Source organism: Deltaproteobacteria bacterium (assembly GCA_016210005.1).
GTDB lineage: Bacteria > Desulfobacterota > Binatia > HRBIN30 > JACQVA1 > JACQVA1.
Genome location: JACQVA010000168.1, coordinates 56,601 through 77,599, shown reverse-complemented (window position 1 = coordinate 77,599; position 20,999 = coordinate 56,601). Strand labels below are relative to the sequence as shown.

Below are 20,999 nucleotides of genomic sequence, written 5' to 3'. Positions count from 1 at the left end.
CGACATCGCCGAGTTCTTCAAAGTCTTTGCCAAGCTTGCTGAAGGACCCTAACATCTCACGTCACCGTGTCCAGCGAACACTTCTCGGGCAGGATCAGCGGCCTGACAGTACACAGTACTGTCAGACTGGTGAGGATTTGCCCGGTCGGCTGCACGTTACCCACAGATTTGTCGCACACCCAAGAGCGCGCCGCGCGTTGGGCTGACTTGCGTGATGGCGAGGTATCACATACGGTACCGCATGTATGCGTGCCGTGGTACTCGATACGAACGTTGTCGTGTCTGGGCTCCGCTCTCAGCGTGGAGCGGCGTTTCGCCTATTGTCGTTGGTCGGAAGCGGACGATTCGAGCACTGCATGTCCGTGGCCTTAGCCTTCGAATACGCGGATGCCGTAACGAGGCCCGGGGCCGGTATCCGGTTGCGCAGGCCCGTCATCGAGGACATTCTCGACTACCTCTGCGCATCGGCACGGAAGGTAAAGATTCACTTCCTCTGGCGACCGACACTGGCCGACCCGAAGGACGACATGGTGCTTGAGGTCGCGGTCTGTGGCGGATGCGAGGCAATCGTGACTTATAACATCAGGGACTTTCGCGGTTGTGGGGCCTTCGGCGTGAGGGCGATCCGGCCGCAGAAGTTCCTGTCTCTGATCGGAGCAGACAAATGAGCGCATTGAGTCTTCGACTTCCAAACTCGTTGCACGATCATGCGCGCGAGTTGGCGCGCACGGAAGGCATCTCGATTAACCAGTTGGTCGCAACCGCGCTGGCAGAGAAGATGGCGGCGCTTCTCACCGAGGAATACTTCGAGCGCCGGGCAAAGCGGGCCAGCCGTGTCAAATTTCTCGCCGCGCTGTCCAGGGTTCCCGATGTGGAGCCCGCGCCGCATGATCGGTTGAAGAGCACCAGCCTGACTCCTATAAGCCCTCCGCTGTCAAGAAGACGCGGCGGTAGCGCCACGGGGGCGGGGGGCGCTCGCAGGAAGCAGACGCGGCGGGCACGCTGAGGAGCGTGAGCTGACTTCGTTTCACAGCGGGTGCAGAGAGTGCGGTCTGCACCAAACACCTATTCGACGCACCACCGTCACTTTCCGCTACGCTGCTACGCTAATCTCGGCGTCAGCCTTTGGTACCTCCCGTGCCCCTCCCGAGCACGAGCGCAGCGGCGGTGCTGACTTAGACGCTGTCTGTCCGGTGTGTAGGCGAGCGCTGGTGCTCAGTGCCGTCATTCCGCGCGCGGGCGCGCCTGCGACCGTACCTCGGCGACGGAAATCGCGCGTGGGTGGTCCGAGCGGTCGACGGGGTCGGTAGCAGCACCACCGCCGCCGGCCGCACCGTGCGCGGCGGGTCAGGAGTGAACGACGGGAACATCGGATACGTCGAGTCCATCGAGGCCTTCGACAAGCTCGGCAACAAGTCGCGGTCGCTGGAGACGTTCACCGTCACTGTCGAGAGCGATGCGCCGCTCGCGTTCGAGCTGATCGCACCGGAGGACGGGGTGGCAGTCGCGGAAGCCAGGCCCACGTCTGGCTGGCAGGACTCGGGCGATCCGGGCTCCGGGTCGGCGCGCTACGAGGTGTCCGTCGACAACGGTGCGGGAGGCATTTGCGCGAGCCCATGTACGCCCCGGCCTTGCCTCTGAGCGCGATCCGCGCAATGAAGAGAACCGTGGTAAACGTGGCATTGGCTGAAACCGCCACTGAATCGCCTTTTCCCGAGGTCGCCATCCCTGCCGGCCTGCTGGAACAGGTGCGCGCGGGTCGCTTCGAGGATTGGCCGGCGGACCAGGTCCTCTCCTGGGCGCTGGATACCTTCGCCCCGCGCATCGCTTTGTCGGCGAGCTTCGGTTCGGTCGAGGGGATGGTGATCCTCGACATGATGCACAAGCTGCGCCCGCAGGCGGCGCGCGTATTCACTCTCGACACCGGCCGCTTGTTTCAGGAAACCTACGAACTGATGGATCGAGTGCGCGCCCGCTATCAGATCGAGATCGAGGTCTACTTCCCACAGCCCGAGGCCGTCGAGGCCATGGTGCGGCAGTACGGGCTCAATCTGTTTTACGACTCGGTGGCGCTGCGCCAGAAGTGTTGCGGCGTACGTAAGGTGGAACCGCTCAAGCGCGCCATGCGCGACCTCGACGCCTGGATCGCCGGCCTGCGGCCGGAGCAGTCGGTAACTCGGCGCGATGTGCGCAAAGTCGAGATCGACGACCTCCACGGCGGCCGTATCAAGATCAACCCGCTGGTCGGGTGGTCGAAGGACGAGGTGTGGGCTTACGTCAACCAGTACAACGTGCCGGTCAATGCCTTGCACGCCCAAGGTTTCCCCACCGTCGGCTGTTTACCCTGCACCCGGGCGATCGAGCCAGGCGAGGACGAGCGCGCCGGCCGCTGGTGGTGGGAGCACGTGGCTTCGCGTGAATGCGGCCTGCACGTGGAATACGAAGAGCAGGGCTCGGGGATCTGACGCCTGCGCGCGGGCTCACCCTAGCCCGGGTTATCGGCGTGGCCGCCGCGGCAGGTGAGCGCTGGGGCTGGCTTCGGCGGATTCGGGGGCTTGGTAGTCCTCGTCAAGGTAGTAGACACCCACCACCACACGTTTGCGGGCGCCGCCGGGGGCGGCGGAATTGCGGTCACGATCGCAGCTTGACAGCAAGGTGTTGATCGCCTGGGTGAACTCGCCACCGGCGGTACGCACGCGCTGGCGCAGCTCGGGCAAGGCCTCCGCCCCGATGTTGTCGTAGTACACTTTGCGCTGGAGAAAGGCGTCGGCGGCGGGCTGATCGATGTTGTGGGTGATGGCGCTGATGAGTTCGGCGGCGTCCGTTCCCAGGATCGCCAGCTTCTCCTCCGTCCCTTGCGCGGGTACGTAGGCGCGCTGCAGCAGGCGCACCGAGCCGTTGCGCAGCAACTCCACCGCGCCGACCCGGATCAGCTCGTCGAGCACCGCACGCGGCGGGATGTCGCCGCCGATCTCGTCGACCAAGCCGGCGAAGGAAACCGCGTTGCCGCCGCTCTCGTACGGGATGTCCTGGGGAGATTGGTCGCCGGCTAGATAGCGCCGCTCGGCCACCCAGCGTCCGATAACCTTGGTGGCCAGGCCGTAGCTGAGCTGGGCGGCTGCGCTTGGCGGCGGGGTCTGGCCGCGCCGGATCAGCCCGATTTCCTTGCGCGTAATGCCGGTGACCAGAGCCACCCGGCTGTCCGTCTGCTTTTTGAACGACAGCGCGAAGTGCTGCGTGGCAACCTCGATGTAGGCTTCTTTGGCAATGCGCGCGAAGGCCGGAAAGGTCAGCCCATGCGCGATCAGCTGGCGCACGAGCGGGCGCAGGATGGCATGAACCGCTCTGATTAGCGCGCGCTTGGTACGGTCTTCGTCCATCCCAACATGCACCAGTGCATGACCCACCCAAAGCGGAGCCCATTTTGCCCAAAAGGGGGCAAAGCACAAGCGCGAGCCCTGCGGGGTTGCCGGCTCCACAGCCGGCGGCGGCGTGCGCTCAGCGAGCACCGCTGCGGGCGCATGAGAGACAGAGATCGCGCCCGCCCAAGGCGTACGTCAGGGTGTCGAGCTGGCGCGTGCATCCGGCACAGCGGCGCGCTTGCGAGCCGCCGACGAAGCTGACGGTGAACTCCTTGCGATCCAGTTCCACGTACACCGTGCCGTGCCGGCGGGCGTAGGCCTCCGCGTATTCGAACACCACCTCGTGATCGTAGTGCGTGCGAGCGGGAACCAGGATCGCGCCGCCGTGAAAAGATATGCGTGCGACTCCCTTCATGTCGCCCTCTGCCGTGTTGCCGCATCCGCCGCATCCTTGCCCCACCGCCTGATGGATGTGATCGAAAACCGAGCCGATTTTCCGCCCCACCGGATGACCGGTCAAGTGGGTAGTCAGAGATTTGTTCCGCGCCCTCAAGCGCGGCCAAAGCGCTCGTCGATCAGCCGGCGGAACCGCGGGGCGTAGATGAGGTCGAAGGTCTCGGCCTTGTCGGGAAACAGCCGCAGCACCTGCGCCCGCAGCGCCAGCACCACGGCCTCGGCCTCGGCTCGCGACAACGGATAGACCCGCACCGCCGCCGCCGCGATGTCCACCCGCGCTCGCAGTTGCCGCATGCGCCGCTGCTCTTCGGCCAGCGCCTGCGCTCGCCCATGTCCTTCCGAGCTCTTCATGTCGCATGCGACCAGCTTGGGCTGCGTTTTCGACCGGTGGAATGCTGCCACAGGCACTCGGCCTCGACAACGCGCCGCTGGCGTGGAAAAGGTTTGACAGAGTGCCGGATTGCCGATACGAAATTTCAGACTTGCGCGCCGGCTGATCGTGGCTGCCGAGACAACTGAAGCAGGGTTCTTCCCTTCGCCCATCGCGTTATCGCGCGCGCACGGCAATCACCGGTGCCGCCGCGGGCCGATGCAGACCGGTTGGGAACAGCCACACCCGGCAAGCGCATACTAAGGAGGTCCGCTCGTGGAAGGCTTAAGTGTCCTCGACATGATTCAGCAGGGGTGGCTCGCCACCTATCCCCTGATCGTGTTCTCGCTCGTCACCGTGACCATCATCTTCGAACGGCTGTGGTCGTTGCGCAACTTGATCTCCGGCAGCCTGAGTCTGGCCAATCGGCTTTGCCCGGCGCTGGAGCAGGGCAACTTCCCCGACGCGCTGGCGCTGTCGCATGAACAGGGCGACCTGCCCGCGGGCCGGATCTTCTCCGACGTGCTCGCCCGCCATCAGAAGGACTCGCTCGAATACCTCGCCGATCTGACCGAGGAGAAGCGCTTCGAGGAGCTCGAAGCCCTCAAGGGACCGCTGTGGGTACTGGCGACGGTCGGCGCCAGCGCACCGTTCATTGGCCTGTTCGGCACCGTGGTCGGGATCATCAAGGCCTTTCACAACATGGCGCTGATGGGTAGCGGCGGCTTCTCGGTGGTGGCCGCAGGTATTTCCGAGGCGCTGGTCGCCACCGCCCTGGGCTTAGCCGTCGCGATCATCGCGGTTATCGCTTACAATTACTTCCAAACGCGTGTCGAGCGCATCGAAGCCGCCATGACCATTGCGTGCAACCGGGTGATCGACGCCATCCACTTGGGACGGCAGGCCAATGGCGCTCGGTAGTCTCAAAAAGCGGGCGCGCTCGCCCATCGTCGCCGAGATCAACATCACGCCGCTGACCGACATCTTCCTCGTGCTGCTGATCATCTTCATGGTCACCAGCGCGGCCATGGTGGAGTCGGGCGCCAAGATCAGCTTGCCGGAGGTGGACCAAACCACCTCGCAGCCGCGCGAGATTACCATCACCGTCACGCCTGCGAACGAGGTCTTCGTCAATAGCCAACTCACCGCCTTCGACGATCTCGAACAAGTCCTGCGCGGCCTGGTCAGCGCGCGGCCGGACATCCCGGTCGTGCTCGAAGGCGATCGCGAAGTGCTCTTCGGCAACGCGGTGCGAATCCTCTCCTTGGCGCAGAAGGCCGGCGCCCAGCAAGTGGCGATTGCCGCTGAGCGCCGCTCCGGGAGCTGAGCCGCGGCATGGCCGAGGACTTAGCCAAACCGCCGGCACCGCCCGAGCCCGCCCGCTTCGATCCGTGGTCGGGGCAGCGCTTACAGGGGCTGCGCTGGTTCGGGTTTTCGGCCGCGGTTCACGTCGCGCTGTTGTTGCTGTTGGGCACCATGACGCTGACCGTCATCCGCCAGGCGGAGCAGATCAAGGTCAAGGTCATCGACGACAGCAGCGTCGGCCCCGAGCAGCTCGACGGTGAGCCGTCGCTGCAAGACCTCGAGGGCGTGCTCAACGTGCAGCGCACGGCGCCGCAGCAAGCCCGGCCGCGCGGGCCGGTGGTGCAAAACGTGCGCGCTCCGGAAATGCCGCAGCTGGCAGGCATCGGTCCCAAGCTCGGCGCCGGCCCGAGCGTGGACAACCTGTCGACGCCGCTGTCGTTCGGCGCCGGGGCGATCGGCGGTCTGGGCGGCGGCTTCGGTGATTACGTCGGCGGCTTGCGCAAGGTCGGTCTCGATGTCGCGTTGGTCATCGACACCACCGACAGCATGCAGTTCGTCATTGATGACGTGAAAGAGAAACTGACCAAACTGGTGGCGACGATCCACCGGATGGTACCCACGGCGCGGATCGGCATCGTGGTTTACCGCGACCAAGGCGACGATTACGTCGTCAAATGGAGCGACCTCAGCTTCAAGACGCAGAAACTGCGTGACTTCCTGGCGCAGATCAACGCCTCCGGCGGGGGCGACTGGGAGGAAGCGGTGCAAGAAGGAATGGCCGCCGCCATCAACGAGTTGAGCTGGCGCAAGCAGTCGAAGAAAATCATCGTGCTGGTGGGCGGCTCGCCGCCGCACCCGGAGGACGTCGATGCGGTGCGCGACCTGATCGCAGCTTTTCACGCCCAGGGCGGCTATGTCAGCGCCGTCGACGTCACCAAGCGCATGCACGATGAGTTCGATCGCCAGCTGTGGCGCTCACTGCACGGCAAGGAGCCGTTCAAGCCATCGCCGATGCCCGAGTTCTATCACCAGGTCTCGCAGGTCTTCGGCGAGCTGGCCAAGGCTGGCGGCGGCGAGTTGATTCAACTCGACGAGCAGAAGGCGCTGCTGCGCGAAGTGGTGGTGCTGACCTTCGGCAGCCGCTGGAAGGTCGAGATGGCGAAGTTCATGGGCGAGTTGTCGTGACGACAACTCCGCCACCAAGACCAATCCGCGGTCGTGACACCATGCTGATGAAACCGCTCGCAGCCGCGACTTCCACGCGCTCCACCCCCGCCCGGCGCCGGCGCGCTGCGGCGGCGATGGTTCTGGCGCTGGTTCTGGCAGAGGGTGCCGCGGCCCAGGCCCCCGATCTGCGCGGGCGTGCGCGCCGGATCGCCGACGACATGGCCGCCCAACAAGCCAGCGGCCGCTTCGATGCCCGCGCGCAGCAAGCGGCAATCCAGCAGCTCGGCCAGCTCGCCCTCGGCTTCATCGACCTGAGCGATCGCGCCGTGCGTGCCGGTACCGAGGCGCGTGAGAAGGAGACGCTGCTCGGCGACTACGAGGCCATCAGCGCACCGCTCGAACGTATTTACGCCGCCAACAGCGGCAAACTGGAACAAGCGGCGAAGCAGGTGATGGATGCCGATGGTGACCTCGAAGCGCTCTACGAAACCGCCGACTGGAAGGAAGCCCAGGCCCTGGCGTCGCAAACGCTCTACTACCTCAACTGGCTGCACTACTACGGCGCCCGCCTGTACGGCGGTCAGCCGCGCAAGACGCTGCTCGAAAAGGCGGCGCAAGGCTTCTCGGAATTCGCCGCCGGCGAGCGCCGCAACGAGTTGATCATCGAAAGCCTACTCGGCCGCGGCTTGGCGCATCTCGAGCTGGGTAACTACGAGTGGGCGGCGCGTGATTTCCAGATTGTAGTCGACGACAAAGACACTTCCGCCGAGCGGCGGGCCAAAGCTCGGCTGGGTTTGCTCGACGCCGCCTACCGCAGCGGCAAGCACCGGGAGACCATCGGGATCGCCGACGGCCTGCTGGCGAGCGAATCGGCCGATGCCGCGCTGATCCGCTACTACCGCGTGCGCGCCCTGCTCGCCGCCGCCAAGGCGTCGGCAGGTGCCCAAGCCGCCCGTTACCGGCAGGAGGCCATGAGCGGCATGGATCAGCTGCGCCGCGCGGGCGCGGCCTGGCAGGAGAAGGTCGAAGCGCTGATGCAGGCAGAGCTGGATGACCCGCAGCAGTTCGCGGCCCAGGCCGGTAGCCCGGCGGCGAAATGGACCGTGGCGCGACTGCTGGCGCAAAAGGGTGAGTACAAAGAGGCGCGCCCGCTACTCGCTGCCATCGTCGCCAGCAGCGATGCCGATTCCAAGCGCGTCCAGACCGAAGCTCACTACCTGTTAGGGCTGGCTTTGTTCCAGGCCGCCGAGTACCCGGAGGCCGCCGCGCACTTCGCCGCCGCGCTGGCCAAGCCCAACCCCAGCTACGGCGCCGACGCCGCCTACATGCGCTTCAAGGCCCTCGAAGCCGTCGCCGCCAAGAACCCCGAGGCCGCCTTGCAGGACGAGGCCACCCTGCAGGACTACGAGGCGGCCATGCGCAGCTACCTGGCGCAATACGGCGATCATCGCTCCGCCTATGAAGCACGCTACCGCCTCGGCGAATGGCTGCAGGCGCACAAACAGTTTGACGAGGCGCTCGAACAATACCGGCAAGTGAGCGGCGACCCGGGCTTCGAGTTGCGCGCGCGCTTCGGCGCCCTACAGTCGCGCTTCGAGCTCTTGCAGGCCGGCGCGGAGGGCAAAGTCACCGGGGCGGAACGCCAGGCATTGATCGCGGATATCGGCAAGGACCTTGCTGCCTTCACCCCATTGGCCGCGGACTACGAGCGCCGCGGCGACCTGCAGGCGCTACCGCTGGCGGAGATCCGGGCCAAGGCGGCGATCATGAACGCGGTGCATGGCAGCCTGCTGGCACCGCCGCGCGATGAGCAAACGCTGGCCACCTTGACCGACTTCGAACAGAAGTACCCCAATCAGTCGGATCTTTTCGCGCAGGTGACCCGCCTGCGGCTGGGCGCGCTGCAACGGCTGGGTCGCTTCGCGCAAGCGCAGGCGGAGGTGCAGGCGCACGGCGCGGCGTTGCGCGCCGATGCTAAGAGCGACGCCATCGAGACCCTGGCCGCCGGGTTCGTCAAGGAAGGCACGCGCCGCAAGAACAAAGGCGAGAGCGAGGCCTGGCCGGCGGCGCAGCAAACCGCCCTGCGTCTATATGAGCTACTGCTGGCCGACTCTGAAGGCAGCAACAAAACCAAGCTCACCCTGGCGCGGCTATACGAGGGGGCGCAGGAGCTGGGCAAAGCCGACGGCCTCTACCAGGAGGTTCTCTCTGCTGAACCCAATTCGCTGGCCGCGCTACGCGGCCTGGCGCGGATCGCCGAGGCCAACCGCAACCCCAGCGGGGCCTTGAGCCACTGGCAGCGGATCGCCAAGACGGTCCGGCCCGGCGACCTGCCGTGGTACGAGGCCGCCTACGAGACCGCTCGCTTGACGCTGGCTACAGGCAAGGCAGACAAGTCGTGCGCGCAGCTCACGGAGCTCAAACCGGCCATGCCCGGCCTCAGCGATGCCGACCTGCGCAACAAGCTGAGCGAACTATACAAGCGCGCCTGCCGTTAAGCCCTGACCTGGAACTCGCTGCCTCTGCTCGCCGGGTGCCCCCGCGATTCCGTGGCATTCCCGCCTCGAAGGGACCACGTGGCAGAGGCGAGGTCAGGCCTGCGCGCCCCGCCGCAGATAGTTCTTGCCTGCGCCACCCGGAACCCCGTCAAGATGCCGGTCGCGTGTTTGCGGGCCGGGTAGAGAATCCGCTGAACGAGGAGTTGCTCAAGCCGCTTGGGTTGGGCCAGTATCGTTTGGCGCGGAATATCAACGTGGAGTCGCGCCGGATCAACGCTATCATCCTCGGCAAGCGCGCGATCACGGCTGATACCGCTCTACGACTGTCGCGTTAGGAACGGGCCGAGGCGGAAAGGCACGTAGCCAGCGCCGCTCCCATATGGGCGTCAGTACTGCAAGTCGGTCAGCTCACCGACGATCCGACTCAGCGTGGCCACCGCTACGTTGTAGTCGTGCACCGCGCGGAAGTAGTCGCTGCTGCTCTCGGTGTACGCTCCCAGACCGTCGAATAGCTCCTCGGCACTGCCGAGCGCCAGGTCGAAGTTGCTGACCGTAAGCACCAGCAAGCCCCGGCCCGCTTTGCGACCCTCCTCGGCCGCCGTCACGGTGTCGCGGGTGCGGGTGACGTCGAGGTAGGCCTTGCGCAGTTCCAGCGGCAGGCCGGTCTCGGCCTCACGGCGCTGGGCGCGCAGGCGCTCGAGCTCGGCCCGTGCCTGATCGACTTTGGCGCGCGTACTGAGGAAATTGAGATCCCAGTCCACCCCCAACACACCGACGGGACGCAGGTAGTTGAACTCATCGTTGGCGAACGGGTTGCTCTGTTCGGTGCGATTGCCGGCGCGGGCGAACTGCAAGCCGGTGGAGAAGAACACCTTAGGATAGTACTCCGCTTCCTCGATTGCGACCTTGGCTTGCTGCGCCGCCAAACCGGCCTGCAACGCCGCCCACTGCGCGCGTCGATCGAGGGCACGAGCGAGGTAGTCATCAATCGGCAGGAGTGCGATCGCCACCGGCTGCAGCCTACGATCGGCAATGTCGAAGGCAGCGTCACCCGGCCGGCCTACCATGCGCGCTAGCGCCGTTCGCGCCAGCTGCGCCGAAGCCTCCACCTCGACGACGCCTTTGGCAAAGCGCGCGCGCCCCACTTTGAGCTTGAGGAGATCAAGCTGGGTGACACCCGCGGCCTTTTCGGCGATGCGCTGCTCCGTCGTCGCCACCGCCTTGTCCAGGGTCTCCTGCATCTCGCGCAGTACGCCACCGAGCTGGCGCGCCAACATCAGGCCGTAGTACAGCTGCTTGGTGCTGTCGACGATCGCCGCCCGCCGCTCCACGCTCAGGGCACGCTGGCTCTCCAAGCCGTGCTGGGCCGCCGCCAGGGCCGCCTGCAGTTTGCCAAACGTCATCAGCGGAATCGCCAAGTGCAGATCGAGTCGGGTGAAAGGCGCCAGACCGCTGAAGAACGCATCCTTGGTGTCGGGCGAGTAGGTCGCATTCCCCCGGGCCTCGTTGACCAAACCCAGCACCTGGGTGTAGCCGGCCTCGCCCAGGCGGCCGGCCTCGGCTTCCGCCAGCCGGGCCTGAGCCGCGGCAATATCGGCGGCCGCCACGCCCAGATCGGGGCTGTAGGCGAGCGCCGCCCGGATGCACTCGCCCAGGCTCAACGCCCCGCCGGCCTCGCTCGCGCCCGCCGCCGACCCCAGCATCAAGGCCAGCAGCATTGCCCCGACTGCCGTTACCTGCTTCATACCGTCCCTCCGACGCCTAAAAAGACTCCCGCTACTGGGCGGAAAGTTTTGCCTGACCTCTTTCCCCGAGCAACCAAATCTGGTTTCCTGCAATCTCAACCGGACGTGACTCGTCTCGCGTCAGCAACCATGGCCACCGTTACCGTCGCGCCTCGCCCCGCCGCCCAGCCGCCAGCGATACTACAGTCAGCGGCCGAACGCAGCCACTCGGCAGCTGCCGCTTTGCGGGTGGAGGACTTGCGCAAGAGCTACGGCGAGATCGAGGCGGTCCGGGGGGTCACCTTCGAGGTCCACGAGGGCGAAGTCTTCGGCTTGCTCGGCCCCAACGGCGCGGGCAAGACCACGACCATTTCGATCATCGCCACCTGGCTGCGTTCATCGGGCGGGGCGGCCTACGTCTTCGGCCACAACGTCAGCGCGGCGGCTACGGTTCGCACCCTCATCGGCGTGGCGCCGCAGGAGATTTCGCTCTACCCGGGGCTGAGTGCAGCCGAGAACCTGCGCTTCTTCGGCCGCATTTTCGGCGTCCGCGGCGCGGCGCTGCGCGAGCGTGTGCGCCAACTGCTGGCCTTGGTCGAGCTCGACGCCCGCGCCGATGATCCGGTGGTGACGTTTTCCGGCGGCATGAAACGGCGGCTCAATCTGGCCGTGAGTCTGATTCACCGGCCGCGGCTGCTGCTGCTCGACGAACCCACCGTGGGCGTGGACCCGCACTCGCGCGAGCACATCTTCTCGATCGTGCGCAACCTGCGCCAAGAGGGTACGGCCATCCTCTACACCACGCACTACATGGAGGAGGCCGAGCAGCTGTGCGATCGCATCGCCATCGTCGATGAGGGCCGCCTCATCGCCATGGGCCACCTCGGCGACCTGTTGGCTGCGGCCGGCTGTGCCGAGGTCATCGAGCTACGCGGCTTGCCGCCGGCGACCGACCTGAGCCCGCTCAACAGCGCCGCCGGCGTGTGCGGCAGCGAACGCGGCGACGGGGTGCTGCGCATCTTCACCGACGGCGCCGGCCGCGCCTTGCCCGCGGTCAGTGCCTTGATCGGCCGCTATAGCGATACCGTCGCCATCCAGATCGCACCGCTCAGTTTGCAGACGCTCTTCCTGCGTCTGACCGGCAAGGAGCTGCGGGACTAGCATGGTCGAGCGCTTGCAAACGGGCCGGCGCGGAAGCCTGCTTGTGGCATTGCTCTTAGCCGGCGTCTGCTGCGGCAGCGGCTCGCCCGCCCGCGCCGGCACCGCGCTCGATTACACCCGCGAGGTGCTCGAACGTGCCCGCGCGATCGTCAACGCCGATCACCCTCACAACCAAAAGCTCGCCGAGCTGGAAAAACTGCTGGAGGGCTTCCTCGATACCGATTACATGGGCAAGGACGCGCTGGGCGAGCACGTCAAGCACTTCACCGCCACGCAGCAGCAGGAGTTCCTCAAGTTGTTCCGCACCCTGTTCCAGCGCACCTATCTGCAAAAGCTACTGTTCTTCGACAAACCGGTGTTCGAGTACGTCGGCGAGGCCGCGGCCGGCGCGCTGACGCAGGTGAACACCAAGATCGTTACCCCGCGCGATGAGTTTCTGGTCTCCTACCGCATGCGGGCGGCAAGCGGCCGCTGGCTGGCCACCGACATCCAGGTGGAGGACTTGAGCCTCACCAGCAACTTCCGCCAACAGCTCGATCGTCAACTGAGCAAGGGCGCGGTCGACACCCTGCTCGACAGCATGCGGCGCAAGTTCGGCGGCGCAACGGACGACACGCCGTGAACAATCTGCGCAAACTGCTCTGGGTGGTGCGCAAGGACTTGCGCCTGATTGCCCGCGACCGCTCGGCGCTGGTGTTCGTCGTCATCGTGCCGATCATCGTGATCCTGGTGGTCGCCGAAACCCAGGGCGGCGGCAGCGCCAACATCGTGCTGCCGGTGGTCAACGAAGACCAGGGGCCGGTGGCCAACGCCTTGATGAAGGTCTTTCGCGAGCACGTCGAGGTACGAGAGGTGGAACGGGGCCAGGCCGCGGCCTGGGTGCGCGACGGCAAGACCGCGGCGGCGGCGATGGTGTTGCCGGCGGGGATGAGCAAGCGCTACCTCACCAACCGGCCCTCTACCATCGAGTTGCTCACCGACCCGGCGCAAGGGACCGAACTGAGCGCAATCAAGATCGTGATGCTGCTGGCGGATCGCGAAGCGGCCGCGCTCGGCGATCCCTTCCACGAGGAGTTGCTTACACTTGCAGAACGGCCGCTCACCGGCGAGCGCTTGAAGTTCTCCTCGCTGGAGCAGAACGTGCCGGGTTTCAGCGTAACCTTCGTGCTGCTGAGCCTGCTCTTGAGCGTCGCCTTCGGCCTGCGCGACGAAGAGGCCTGGGGCACCAGCGGGCGGATCGCGATCGCGCCGATTGCACCGTGGGCCGTACTCGGCGGCAAGCTGCTGGCGCGGGTGCTCGTGGGCGTGGCCCAGCTCACGCTGCTGCTGCTCTTCGGCCATTTTATGTACCGGCTCTCACTCGGCCACTCGGTACTGGCGTTCGTACTGACGGTGTTTGCCATCGTGTTCTCGATGGCCAGCTTCAGTGTGATCATCGCCGCGGTTGCGCGGACGCGTGAGCAGATTATCCCCGTCGGCCTGTCGGCGATGTTCATTCTGGCGGCGATCGGCGGCTGTTGGTGGCCGTTCTTCGAACAGCCGCGCTGGATGCAAGTGGTTGCCCAGGGAGCGATGACGACATGGTCGATGGTGGCGCTGCACGACGTCATGCTGCGCAACCGCACCCTGCTTGAGATCGCGCCGACGCTGGCGCTCCTGCTGGCCTACGGCGCGGTGTCGTTCGCCATCGGCCAGCGCTTGTTCCGTTACGCTGAGAACTGAGAACCGGTGCGCGTACAAACCTAACCTTGATTGGACAACGCGGTTCCACCACAGAGGCAGTAGAGTCCAGAGAAGGCCGGAAGACCGAGTTCCGGAGACATGAAGTTGAACCTCATAAGGAAAGAAGGTTTCAGAAGCGGGCTTCCCGAAGCCGCAAAGCCGTCGTTCTCCGCGTCTCTGTGCCTCTGTGGTGAAGTCTCTTCTCTTAGGTGTCGGTGATGGAGGCAGCTGTGAAAGGTAGAGGAACCACTAAGCGATCACAAACCCAGGCGCGGGCAGGGCGAGGTGCAGCCGCCCGCCGAGTGCCGGAAGCGGAATTCCGGCTCGATCCGCACGTGCGCCCATCGCATTACGCTGTGCACATCACCCCCGACCTTACCGCCGGCAGCTTTGAGGGCGAGGTCAGCATGGCGCTGGAGCTCGGGCGCGCGTGCAACGCCATCGAACTACACGCGGCGGATCTCGCGATCGAGCACGCCGAGTTGGTCGCCGGCGACACCAACGTAACCGCAACCGTCACCCCTCACCCGAAACGCGAGACCGTCGAGTTGCGGCTACCGGCCCGTGTCGGCGCCGGTGCCGCCACACTGCGGCTGGGTTTTTCCGGCGCACTTCAGAAACATTTGCGCGGCTTGTACGCCGCCACCAGCAACGGGCGCCGCTACGCCTTCACCCAGCTCGAAGCCGCCGACGCGCGCCGCTTCTTTCCCTGCTTCGACGAACCCGCCTACAAGGCCCGCTTTACCTTCTCCGTTACCACCGAGGCGCAGCACGAGGTCGTCTCCAATAACCCGGTCGAGCGCGTCGAGCACCACGGCCAGGGCCGCAAGACGGTATTCTTCACGACCACGCCCAAGCTGTCGACCTATCTGTGCGCACTCGCTATCGGCGAGTTGGAGGCCACGGCCGAGCGCTTCGTCGGCCGTACCCCGATTCGTATCTGGCACGTCCCGGGCAAAGATCATCTCACCGGCTTCGCGCTCGAAGCGGCGGCCGAATCGCTGGCGCGCTTGGAGAAGTACTTCGGCCTGCCGTACCCCTACGCCAAGCTCGATCTGCTGGCGGTGCCGGACTTCGAGGCCGGCGCAATGGAGAACGCCGGCGCCGTCACTTTTCGTGAAACGTTGCTCCTGGTCGATCCCGCCACCATCACCCTGGCCGAGCAGAAGCGCATCGCCGAGGTCATCGCCCACGAGCTGGCGCACATGTGGTACGGCGATCTGGTTACCATGGCCTGGTGGGACGATCTCTGGCTGAATGAAGCCTTTGCCACCTGGATGGCGATTCGCATCGTCGACGAGTGGAAGCCCGAGTGGCGGATGTGGAACAACTTCGCCCACCACCGCGCCACCGCCCTCAGCCTCGATGCGCTGGCCAACACCCACCCGATCTATACCGAAGTGCGCAGCCCGGCTCAGGCGACCGAGAACTTCGACGCGATCACCTACGAAAAGGGCGCCGCGGTGGTGCGCATGATCGAGAGCTACCTCGGACCGACCGCCTTTCGCCGGGGCGTGCGCCAATACATCCGTAGTCACCGCGAAGGCAACGCCACCGCCGCCGACTTGTGGCGCGCGCTCGAAGCAGCCTCGGGCCAGAAGGTGGCGCGGGTGGCGCGCGGTTGGATCGAGCAGCCCGGCTTTCCGCTGCTGGCGGCGCGCCGCATTGAGCGCAACGGACAAGCCGTGCTCGAACTGCGCCAAACACGCTTCTTCGCCAACCCGAAGGCTAAACCGACGGGGCAGCGCTGGCCGTTACCCGTGGTCGTGAAGTCACCCGCTACGCGGCAGCCTGCGCGCCAGCTGCTGACCGCCGGCCGCGGCGCAATGGCGCTGGGTCCGGCCCGGCGCGTGCCTTGGGTTTACGCTAACGCCGCGGAAGGCGGCTTCTACCACGTGCTGCACGACGAGGGGACACTAGCGGCGCTGCGCGCCGGCAACTTCACCGCGCTCACCCCAGTCGAGCGCCTCGGCCTGGTCGGTCATCAGTGGGCTGCGGTGCGCGCCGGCCACGCCGAGATTGGCAGCTTCCTCGACCTCGCCGGTAGTCTTGGGAGCGAGAGCGATTTCGACGTCCTCGACGCCCTAGCCTCGGCGTTGCGTTTTGTCGACGACCAGTTGGTTCCCGCGGTTGACGGCGGCCCGACCTTCCGCCGCTGGCTGGCGGGGACCTATGAAGCGGCGTGGCAGCAGCTCGGCTGGCAGGCGGCAGCCGGAGAAACCGACGACGTGCGCTTGCGGCGCGCCTCGGTACTGCGGCTGGCCGGCGACATCGCCTCGTCGCCGGCAATCGTTGCCGAAGTTCCGGATCGCTTCGCCGCCTACCTGCGCGACCGCCATGCGCTTGAACCCAATCTCGCCGATCCGCTGATCGCGATGGCGGCGCGTGAAGGCGATGGCGATCGTTACGAGCAATTCCTCGCCGCGGTGCGCCAGGCGCAGACGCCGCAAGAGCGGCGCCGGTACCAGCTGGCGCTCGGCGATTTCCGCTCCCCGGCGCTGATCGAGCGCACGCTCGAACTCACGCTCAGCGAGGAGGTGTCGACGCAGGATGTCGGCCTCCTGCTGGTGCGGCTGTTCGCCAACCCGGGAGCACGCGCAGCGGCGTGGCAGTTCCTGAAGCGGCGCTGGGCCGAGCTCTCGCAGCGCCTACCGCCAATGATGGTGTCGCGGGTGATCGATGCCACCACGCAGTTGCAAACCAGCGCCTATAAGCACGAGGTTGCCGCCTTCTTTCGTGCCCACCCCGTACCGACGGCGGCGCGCGCGCTCAAGCAAGCGCTCGAGCGCTTCGCCCTCAATCAGGAACTGCGCCAGCGGGCGGGCAAGGGGCTGCAAGTCTGGCTGGCGGCGCGTTAGCCGCCGGAGCAGTTGCTCACTCGTCCTTCGTCACCGGCTTACACAGCACCACCGCGGTGGCGGCGATCGCCTCCCCGCGGCCAACGGCGTCAAGGCCCTCCATCGTCTTCGCCTTCACGCTGACCATGCTGCTGTCCACCACCAGCAGCTCGGCCAGGCGCGTGCGCATGCTCTCGATGTGCTCGGCCAGCCGAGGCCGTTCGGCCTGCACCGTGACATCGAGGTTGCGCACGACGTAGCCCAAGCCGTGGACGCGCCGCACCACCTCGCGCAGCAGCTCGGTGCTGTCGATGCCCTTGAAGCGCGGATCACTGTCGGGGAACAGCCGGCCCACATCGCCGGCCGCGATCGCACCGAGCAAGGCGTCGCAAACGGCGTGCAGCACCACGTCGCCGTCGGAATGCCCCAGCAACCCGGCCTCGTACGGGACGGTGATGCCAGCGAGCCGCAGCGGCCGGCCGCTGACTAAGCGGTGGATGTCGAATCCGTGTCCAATGCGCATACGCACCTCCCCGGCCACGTCACTGCGCGTGACCGTCTATTGGAGTCGTTGCCCGCTCGGCGGCGGCCGCTGCCGGCGGCGCGCCGCCGGTTCTCAAAACGGCGGGGTGGCCGCCGCCTCCTGGCTCAACAATATGACCCGCCCGCGGCTGCCGCGCGCGACCACGGCTTGCTCCGGTGGCGCCACCAGCAGCCCCTCGCCCGCCGCCATCGAGCGCAACACGCCCGAGCTTTGCGAGCCCGCCGGCCGCACGCGATAGCCGCCGTCGCCCTGCTCCACGACGCAACGGACGAACTCGGTCAGGCCGGCCGCGGTGGTAACCTCCTCGGTGACCTCGGCTTCGATGCTCGGCAGGTGGATCCGTTCCATGCCCATCATCGCCCGCAGCGCGGGCACCACATAGAGATAGAAGCACACCAGCGAAGACACCGGGTTGCCCGGTAGCCCGAAGGCAGGCGTGCCCTGGCGCAAGCCGAAGGTGAGCGGTTTGCCCGGTTTCTGCGCCACCTTCCAGAAGCGTTCCTCGTATCCCAGTTGGCGCAGCGTGCGGCGCACGAAATCGAAGCTGCCGACCGATACGCCGCCGGTCGATAGCACCACATCCGCCTTGAAGGCGTCGGCGAAAGCCGCCTCGATCTGCTCCGGCTGATCGCGCACGATGCCGAGCATGACCGCCTCGGCGCCGGCTTCGGCCACCGCCGCCGCCAAGGTGTAAGCGTTGCTGTTGACGATCTGGCCCGGCCCCAACGCTTCGCCGGGTTCCACCAACTCGTTGCCGGTGGTCAAGATCGCCACCCGGGGGCGGCGAGTCACGCGCACCACCGCCAGCCCAAGCGACGCCAGCAGGCCGACGTCCGCCGGCCGCAACGGCCGGCCGGCATTCAGCACCGTCTCCCCCGCCCGCATGTCTTCGCCCGGCTCGCGTACGTTGGCGCCGAGCGTCACCGGCACCTGCACCGTCACCGTACCGTTGCCTTCGTGCGTATCTTCAACTCGCACCACCGCATCCGACCCCGCCGGTAGCGGTGACCCGGTCATGATCTTGGTGGCGGTGCCGGCTTCGACTGGATGGGTCGGTAGCGAACCGGCGCCGATGACTTCGAGCACCCGCAAGGTCACCGGCGCCGCCGCCGATGCCTGTGCGGCGTCGGCGGCCCGAATGGCGAAGCCGTCCATCGCCGAGTTGCGAAACGGCGGAACATCACGGCTGGCGCGCACCGCAGCCGCCAGCACGCGCCGATAAGCCGCTGGCAGCGGCACCTGTTCCGAGCCCAGGCGCGGCAACTCCAGCAACACCGTCGTGAGCGCCTCGCGCACGCTGATCATGAGCCGCAACCTAGCACCGGATGAGCAGTGAGGCCATGTGGCCTAAGCGCGACAGCGGGCATTCCGGCTCGCCCGCCGCGCTCCCCGCCGGCTACATGTAATAGCCGCCGTTGGGGCTGATCACCTGCCCGACGGTGAAACTGGAATCCTCCGAGGCCAAGTAGAGCGCGACCGCGGCAATCTCAGCGGGCGTGCCGAGGCGGCCGATGGGGCTCTGCATAGCGATCACGCGGAGCATGGTTTCATCCATCACCTCCAGCAGGGGGGTGTCGACAAAGCCGGGAGCGATGGCGTTGACGTAAATACCGCGGCCGATCACCTCGCGTGCCACGGACTTGGTCAGCGCGATGATGCCGCCCTTAGCGGCACAGTAGTCAGGCGAACCGGACAGGCCGGTAGTGCCGGCTACGGAAGCCATGTTGATGATCTTGCCGAACCCCTTCGGCTCCATCACCTTGAGCGCTTCGCGCGTGCAATAGAAGGTGCCGTCGAGGTGGATAGAAAGTGTCCGGCGCCAGTGCGAGTCGGTCATCGAGCGGGTCGCGCCCAGCGAGGTGGCCGGCTTGGTACCGCTGAGCATCGCCTGGATGTTGGCGGCGAAGTTCGCCTTCACCTCGTCGCTCATCACCGCCACCCCGGCGTTGTTGACCAGGATGTCGATCGTGCCCCATTCATCGACCAGGTGCTCGAACATCGCCGCCACTTCGACGCTGTCCGAGACGTCGGCGATGAAGGCGCGGGCCGCTCCGCCCGCCGCCTCGACCTCCCTCACGGCTGCAGCCGCGGTCTCCTTGTTGACATCGTTGATGGCCACCTTGGCCCCCTCGCGTGCAAAAGTCCGCGCGATCTCACGTCCGAGGCCACTGCCCGCTCCGGTAATCAGCGCGATCCGCCCGTCTAACTTCATGTGTTCACTCCTCCCGCCGCTCTGCATACCCCGGCCGCCCAGCCAATAGAAGAGCCACCGCGTGAGGCTCATCTTTTCGTGCTTGATTTTACGGCAACGCCTGATTAATGGGCAGCGCAACTTGGCGCCGCGGCGCGGCGACCGGACATGTCCCCGGCGAAGTGGCGAACCGGTTTCATACTCCGCTCTGGCATCCGCGTTGCTGGCCAAGGATGCGTAGCGCCGCCAGGCGGCGAAGCATGTTGTTTGTTCGAGCCACAACACCCGAGGAGGAGGGGAAAATGCGCAGAGTATCAAGAGAGACTTGGATCATGGCTGCTGTCTTGCTGTTCGCGTGGGCCGGTGGGGCGGCCGCGCAGACCCTGCAGCAGCGGGTCGAGACGCTGGAGAAGAAGATCGGCGAGGGCCGCGGTAGCGTGGCCGAGGCGCTCGGTGTCGAGTTCCACGGCTTTGTCGCAGGTAACTACAGCTACAACTTCAACTCGCCCGATTCGAAGGCCAACCGCCTCCACGTCTTTGATGAAGACGCCAACACCTTCGCCCTCGACCAAGCGAACCTCAACATCCAGCGCAACAAACCCGAGGGGCTCGGCTTCCTGGTTGATCTCGATTTCGGCAAGACCGCCGAAGTGGTCGGCCGCTTCACCCGCTGGAGCAACGGTTCAAGCTCGGAGAGCTCGAACTCCTTCGAGCTGCGCCAGGCCTACCTGAAGTACTCGATCGCCAACACCCCCTTCAGCCTCCAAGCGGGCAAGTTCGTCACCTTCCACGGCGCCGAGATCATCAAGGCGTACAACAATCAGAACTACAACATCTCGAGTGGGATACTGTTCGGCAACTCGATCCCATTCACTCACACCGGCCTCGTCGGCACCTACACCTTACCCAACGAGTTGGGCAGCATCAGTGCCGGGGTGGTGAACGGCTGGGACAACGTCGTCGACAACAACGACGGTAAGAGCGCCCACGCGATGCTGACCCTGACGCCACATCCGATGGTCTCGTTCGCGCTGTCGGGAACCTACGGGGCCGAGCAAAGCGACAGCGGCCGGTCGAAGCGGCTGATGGTTACGCCGCTGGTCACCATCAAGCCGGTCGAGCAGCTCACGCTCATCATCGATTACAACTACGGCAACGAGAGCGACATCGCGCTCGACTCGACGCCCGCGCCCACCGGCTTCAAATCAGTCGTCCCCGCCGCCGGCAGCTCGATGTGGCAGGGCATCGCCGGCTACGTGGTGGTGGCGGCCACGGACGAGCTGCAAGTGGCCGTGCGCGGCGAGATCTTCGACGATCCTGATGGCGTGCGCACCGGCTTCCAGGAGGACGGCTTCGGCCCCGGCGCTACTTTCTGGGAAGTCACCCCGGCGGTCGCCTACAAGATCACCGACGGTTTGACCTTGCGGGCGGAGTACCGCCACGACGAATCGGACAAGCGCTTCTTCGACAAAGAGGAGCGCAACATCGCCAACGGCGACAGCGGCCTGCGCGGTCAGGATACCGTGGCGACCGAGTTGATCTACGCTTTCTGAAGCAGGCCCCCCTGCGCCGCAGCGGCGCCGAGAAGCGCAGGAACGCTCCTTCCTCCGCGCCTCTCGGCGTCGCCGCGTTTGTCTCCAGGGCACCGATCGGACCGTACGC

Annotated in this window: 21 protein-coding genes; 14 read left to right on the top strand and 7 right to left on the bottom strand. The window is 66.1% G+C overall.

What is annotated here, in order from left to right; all coding sequences use genetic code 11:
* Positions 1 to 245 precede the first annotated feature (245 nt).
* The 4 genes from HY699_16500 to HY699_16485 all read left to right on the top strand — a co-directional run bounded on the left by HY699_16500 (position 246) and on the right by HY699_16485 (position 2,465).
* Positions 246 to 668: a putative toxin-antitoxin system toxin component, PIN family gene (locus HY699_16500; protein ID MBI4517405.1), complete on the top strand. Its 423-nt coding sequence runs from the start codon at positions 246 to 248 to the stop codon at positions 666 to 668.
* A complete protein-coding gene (locus HY699_16495; GenBank protein MBI4517404.1) occupies positions 665 to 1,006 on the top strand; it encodes a toxin-antitoxin system HicB family antitoxin in 342 nt (113 codons plus the stop codon). Before HY699_16500 ends, HY699_16495 begins: the two co-directional genes overlap by 4 nt.
* A 212-nt stretch (positions 1,007 to 1,218) precedes the next feature.
* Positions 1,219 to 1,641: a hypothetical protein gene (locus HY699_16490; protein ID MBI4517403.1), complete on the top strand. Its 423-nt coding sequence runs from the start codon at positions 1,219 to 1,221 to the stop codon at positions 1,639 to 1,641.
* Positions 1,642 to 1,655: 14 nt separating this feature from the next.
* Positions 1,656 to 2,465: a phosphoadenylyl-sulfate reductase gene (locus tag HY699_16485; GenBank protein ID MBI4517402.1), complete on the top strand. Its 810-nt coding sequence runs from the start codon at positions 1,656 to 1,658 to the stop codon at positions 2,463 to 2,465.
* 30 nt (positions 2,466 to 2,495) lie between these two features.
* Here HY699_16485 and HY699_16480 read toward each other — a convergent pair whose 3' ends face one another.
* From HY699_16480 to HY699_16470, 3 genes are all read right to left on the bottom strand, one after another.
* Positions 2,496 to 3,380 carry a hypothetical protein gene (locus HY699_16480; protein ID MBI4517401.1) on the bottom strand — a complete coding sequence of 295 codons (885 nt, stop codon included), beginning with the start codon at positions 3,378 to 3,380 and terminating at the stop codon, positions 2,496 to 2,498.
* A gap of 118 nt (positions 3,381 to 3,498) precedes the next feature.
* Positions 3,499 to 3,777, bottom strand: coding sequence for a hypothetical protein (locus tag HY699_16475; protein ID MBI4517400.1), 279 nt, complete (start codon positions 3,775 to 3,777; stop codon positions 3,499 to 3,501).
* 134 nt (positions 3,778 to 3,911) lie between these two features.
* Positions 3,912 to 4,169, bottom strand: a complete 258-nt coding sequence (locus HY699_16470; protein MBI4517399.1) for a hypothetical protein — start codon at positions 4,167 to 4,169, stop codon at positions 3,912 to 3,914.
* A gap of 319 nt (positions 4,170 to 4,488) precedes the next feature.
* Here HY699_16470 and HY699_16465 point away from each other — a divergent pair, with 319 nt between their 5' ends.
* From HY699_16465 to HY699_16445, 5 genes are all read left to right on the top strand, one after another.
* Positions 4,489 to 5,109 carry a MotA/TolQ/ExbB proton channel family protein gene (locus HY699_16465; GenBank protein ID MBI4517398.1) on the top strand — a complete coding sequence of 207 codons (621 nt, stop codon included), beginning with the start codon at positions 4,489 to 4,491 and terminating at the stop codon, positions 5,107 to 5,109.
* Positions 5,096 to 5,515 (top strand): biopolymer transporter ExbD, encoded by a 420-nt coding sequence (locus HY699_16460; GenBank protein MBI4517397.1) that lies wholly within the window; start codon positions 5,096 to 5,098, stop codon positions 5,513 to 5,515. Before HY699_16465 ends, HY699_16460 begins: the two co-directional genes overlap by 14 nt.
* A gap of 8 nt (positions 5,516 to 5,523) precedes the next feature.
* Positions 5,524 to 6,678: a VWA domain-containing protein gene (locus HY699_16455; protein MBI4517396.1), complete on the top strand. Its 1,155-nt coding sequence runs from the start codon at positions 5,524 to 5,526 to the stop codon at positions 6,676 to 6,678.
* 41 nt (positions 6,679 to 6,719) lie between these two features.
* Complete coding sequence (locus HY699_16450) at positions 6,720 to 9,158, top strand: hypothetical protein (protein ID MBI4517395.1); 2,439 nt, start codon at positions 6,720 to 6,722, stop codon at positions 9,156 to 9,158.
* A gap of 164 nt (positions 9,159 to 9,322) precedes the next feature.
* Positions 9,323 to 9,493 (top strand): HigA family addiction module antidote protein, encoded by a 171-nt coding sequence (locus HY699_16445; protein ID MBI4517394.1) that lies wholly within the window; start codon positions 9,323 to 9,325, stop codon positions 9,491 to 9,493.
* A gap of 51 nt (positions 9,494 to 9,544) precedes the next feature.
* On the opposite strand, the gene HY699_16440 is transcribed toward HY699_16445, so the two are convergent.
* Positions 9,545 to 10,903, bottom strand: a complete 1,359-nt coding sequence (locus tag HY699_16440) for a TolC family protein (GenBank protein MBI4517393.1) — start codon at positions 10,901 to 10,903, stop codon at positions 9,545 to 9,547.
* Between the two features lie 129 nt (positions 10,904 to 11,032).
* On the opposite strand from HY699_16440, the gene HY699_16435 reads away from it, so the two are divergent.
* The 4 genes from HY699_16435 (at position 11,033) to HY699_16420 (ending at position 16,623) form a co-directional block, all read left to right on the top strand.
* Positions 11,033 to 12,043, top strand: coding sequence for an ABC transporter ATP-binding protein (locus tag HY699_16435; GenBank protein MBI4517392.1), 1,011 nt, complete (start codon positions 11,033 to 11,035; stop codon positions 12,041 to 12,043).
* Position 12,044: 1 nt separating this feature from the next.
* Positions 12,045 to 12,665 carry an ABC transporter substrate-binding protein gene (locus tag HY699_16430; protein ID MBI4517391.1) on the top strand — a complete coding sequence of 207 codons (621 nt, stop codon included), beginning with the start codon at positions 12,045 to 12,047 and terminating at the stop codon, positions 12,663 to 12,665.
* Positions 12,662 to 13,765, top strand: a complete 1,104-nt coding sequence (locus HY699_16425) for an ABC transporter permease (protein ID MBI4517390.1) — start codon at positions 12,662 to 12,664, stop codon at positions 13,763 to 13,765. Before HY699_16430 ends, HY699_16425 begins: the two co-directional genes overlap by 4 nt.
* Before the next feature lie 302 nt (positions 13,766 to 14,067).
* On the top strand, positions 14,068 to 16,623 hold the full coding sequence (locus HY699_16420) for a M1 family metallopeptidase (protein ID MBI4517389.1): 2,556 nt from the start codon (positions 14,068 to 14,070) through the stop codon (positions 16,621 to 16,623).
* Positions 16,624 to 16,639: 16 nt separating this feature from the next.
* On the opposite strand, the gene HY699_16415 is transcribed toward HY699_16420, so the two are convergent.
* The 3 genes from HY699_16415 to HY699_16405 form a co-directional block, all read right to left on the bottom strand.
* Positions 16,640 to 17,125 carry a 2-C-methyl-D-erythritol 2,4-cyclodiphosphate synthase gene (locus HY699_16415; GenBank protein MBI4517388.1) on the bottom strand — a complete coding sequence of 162 codons (486 nt, stop codon included), beginning with the start codon at positions 17,123 to 17,125 and terminating at the stop codon, positions 16,640 to 16,642.
* 93 nt (positions 17,126 to 17,218) lie between these two features.
* Complete coding sequence (locus tag HY699_16410; protein MBI4517387.1) at positions 17,219 to 18,451, bottom strand: molybdopterin molybdotransferase MoeA; 1,233 nt, start codon at positions 18,449 to 18,451, stop codon at positions 17,219 to 17,221.
* 91 nt (positions 18,452 to 18,542) lie between these two features.
* Positions 18,543 to 19,358, bottom strand: coding sequence for an SDR family oxidoreductase (locus HY699_16405; GenBank protein ID MBI4517386.1), 816 nt, complete (start codon positions 19,356 to 19,358; stop codon positions 18,543 to 18,545).
* Positions 19,359 to 19,669: 311 nt separating this feature from the next.
* Between HY699_16405 and HY699_16400 the strand changes: the two genes are divergently transcribed.
* Entirely contained in the window at positions 19,670 to 20,890 is a 1,221-nt protein-coding gene (locus tag HY699_16400) for a porin (protein MBI4517385.1), read from the top strand.
* Positions 20,891 to 20,999: the final 109 nt, after the last annotated feature.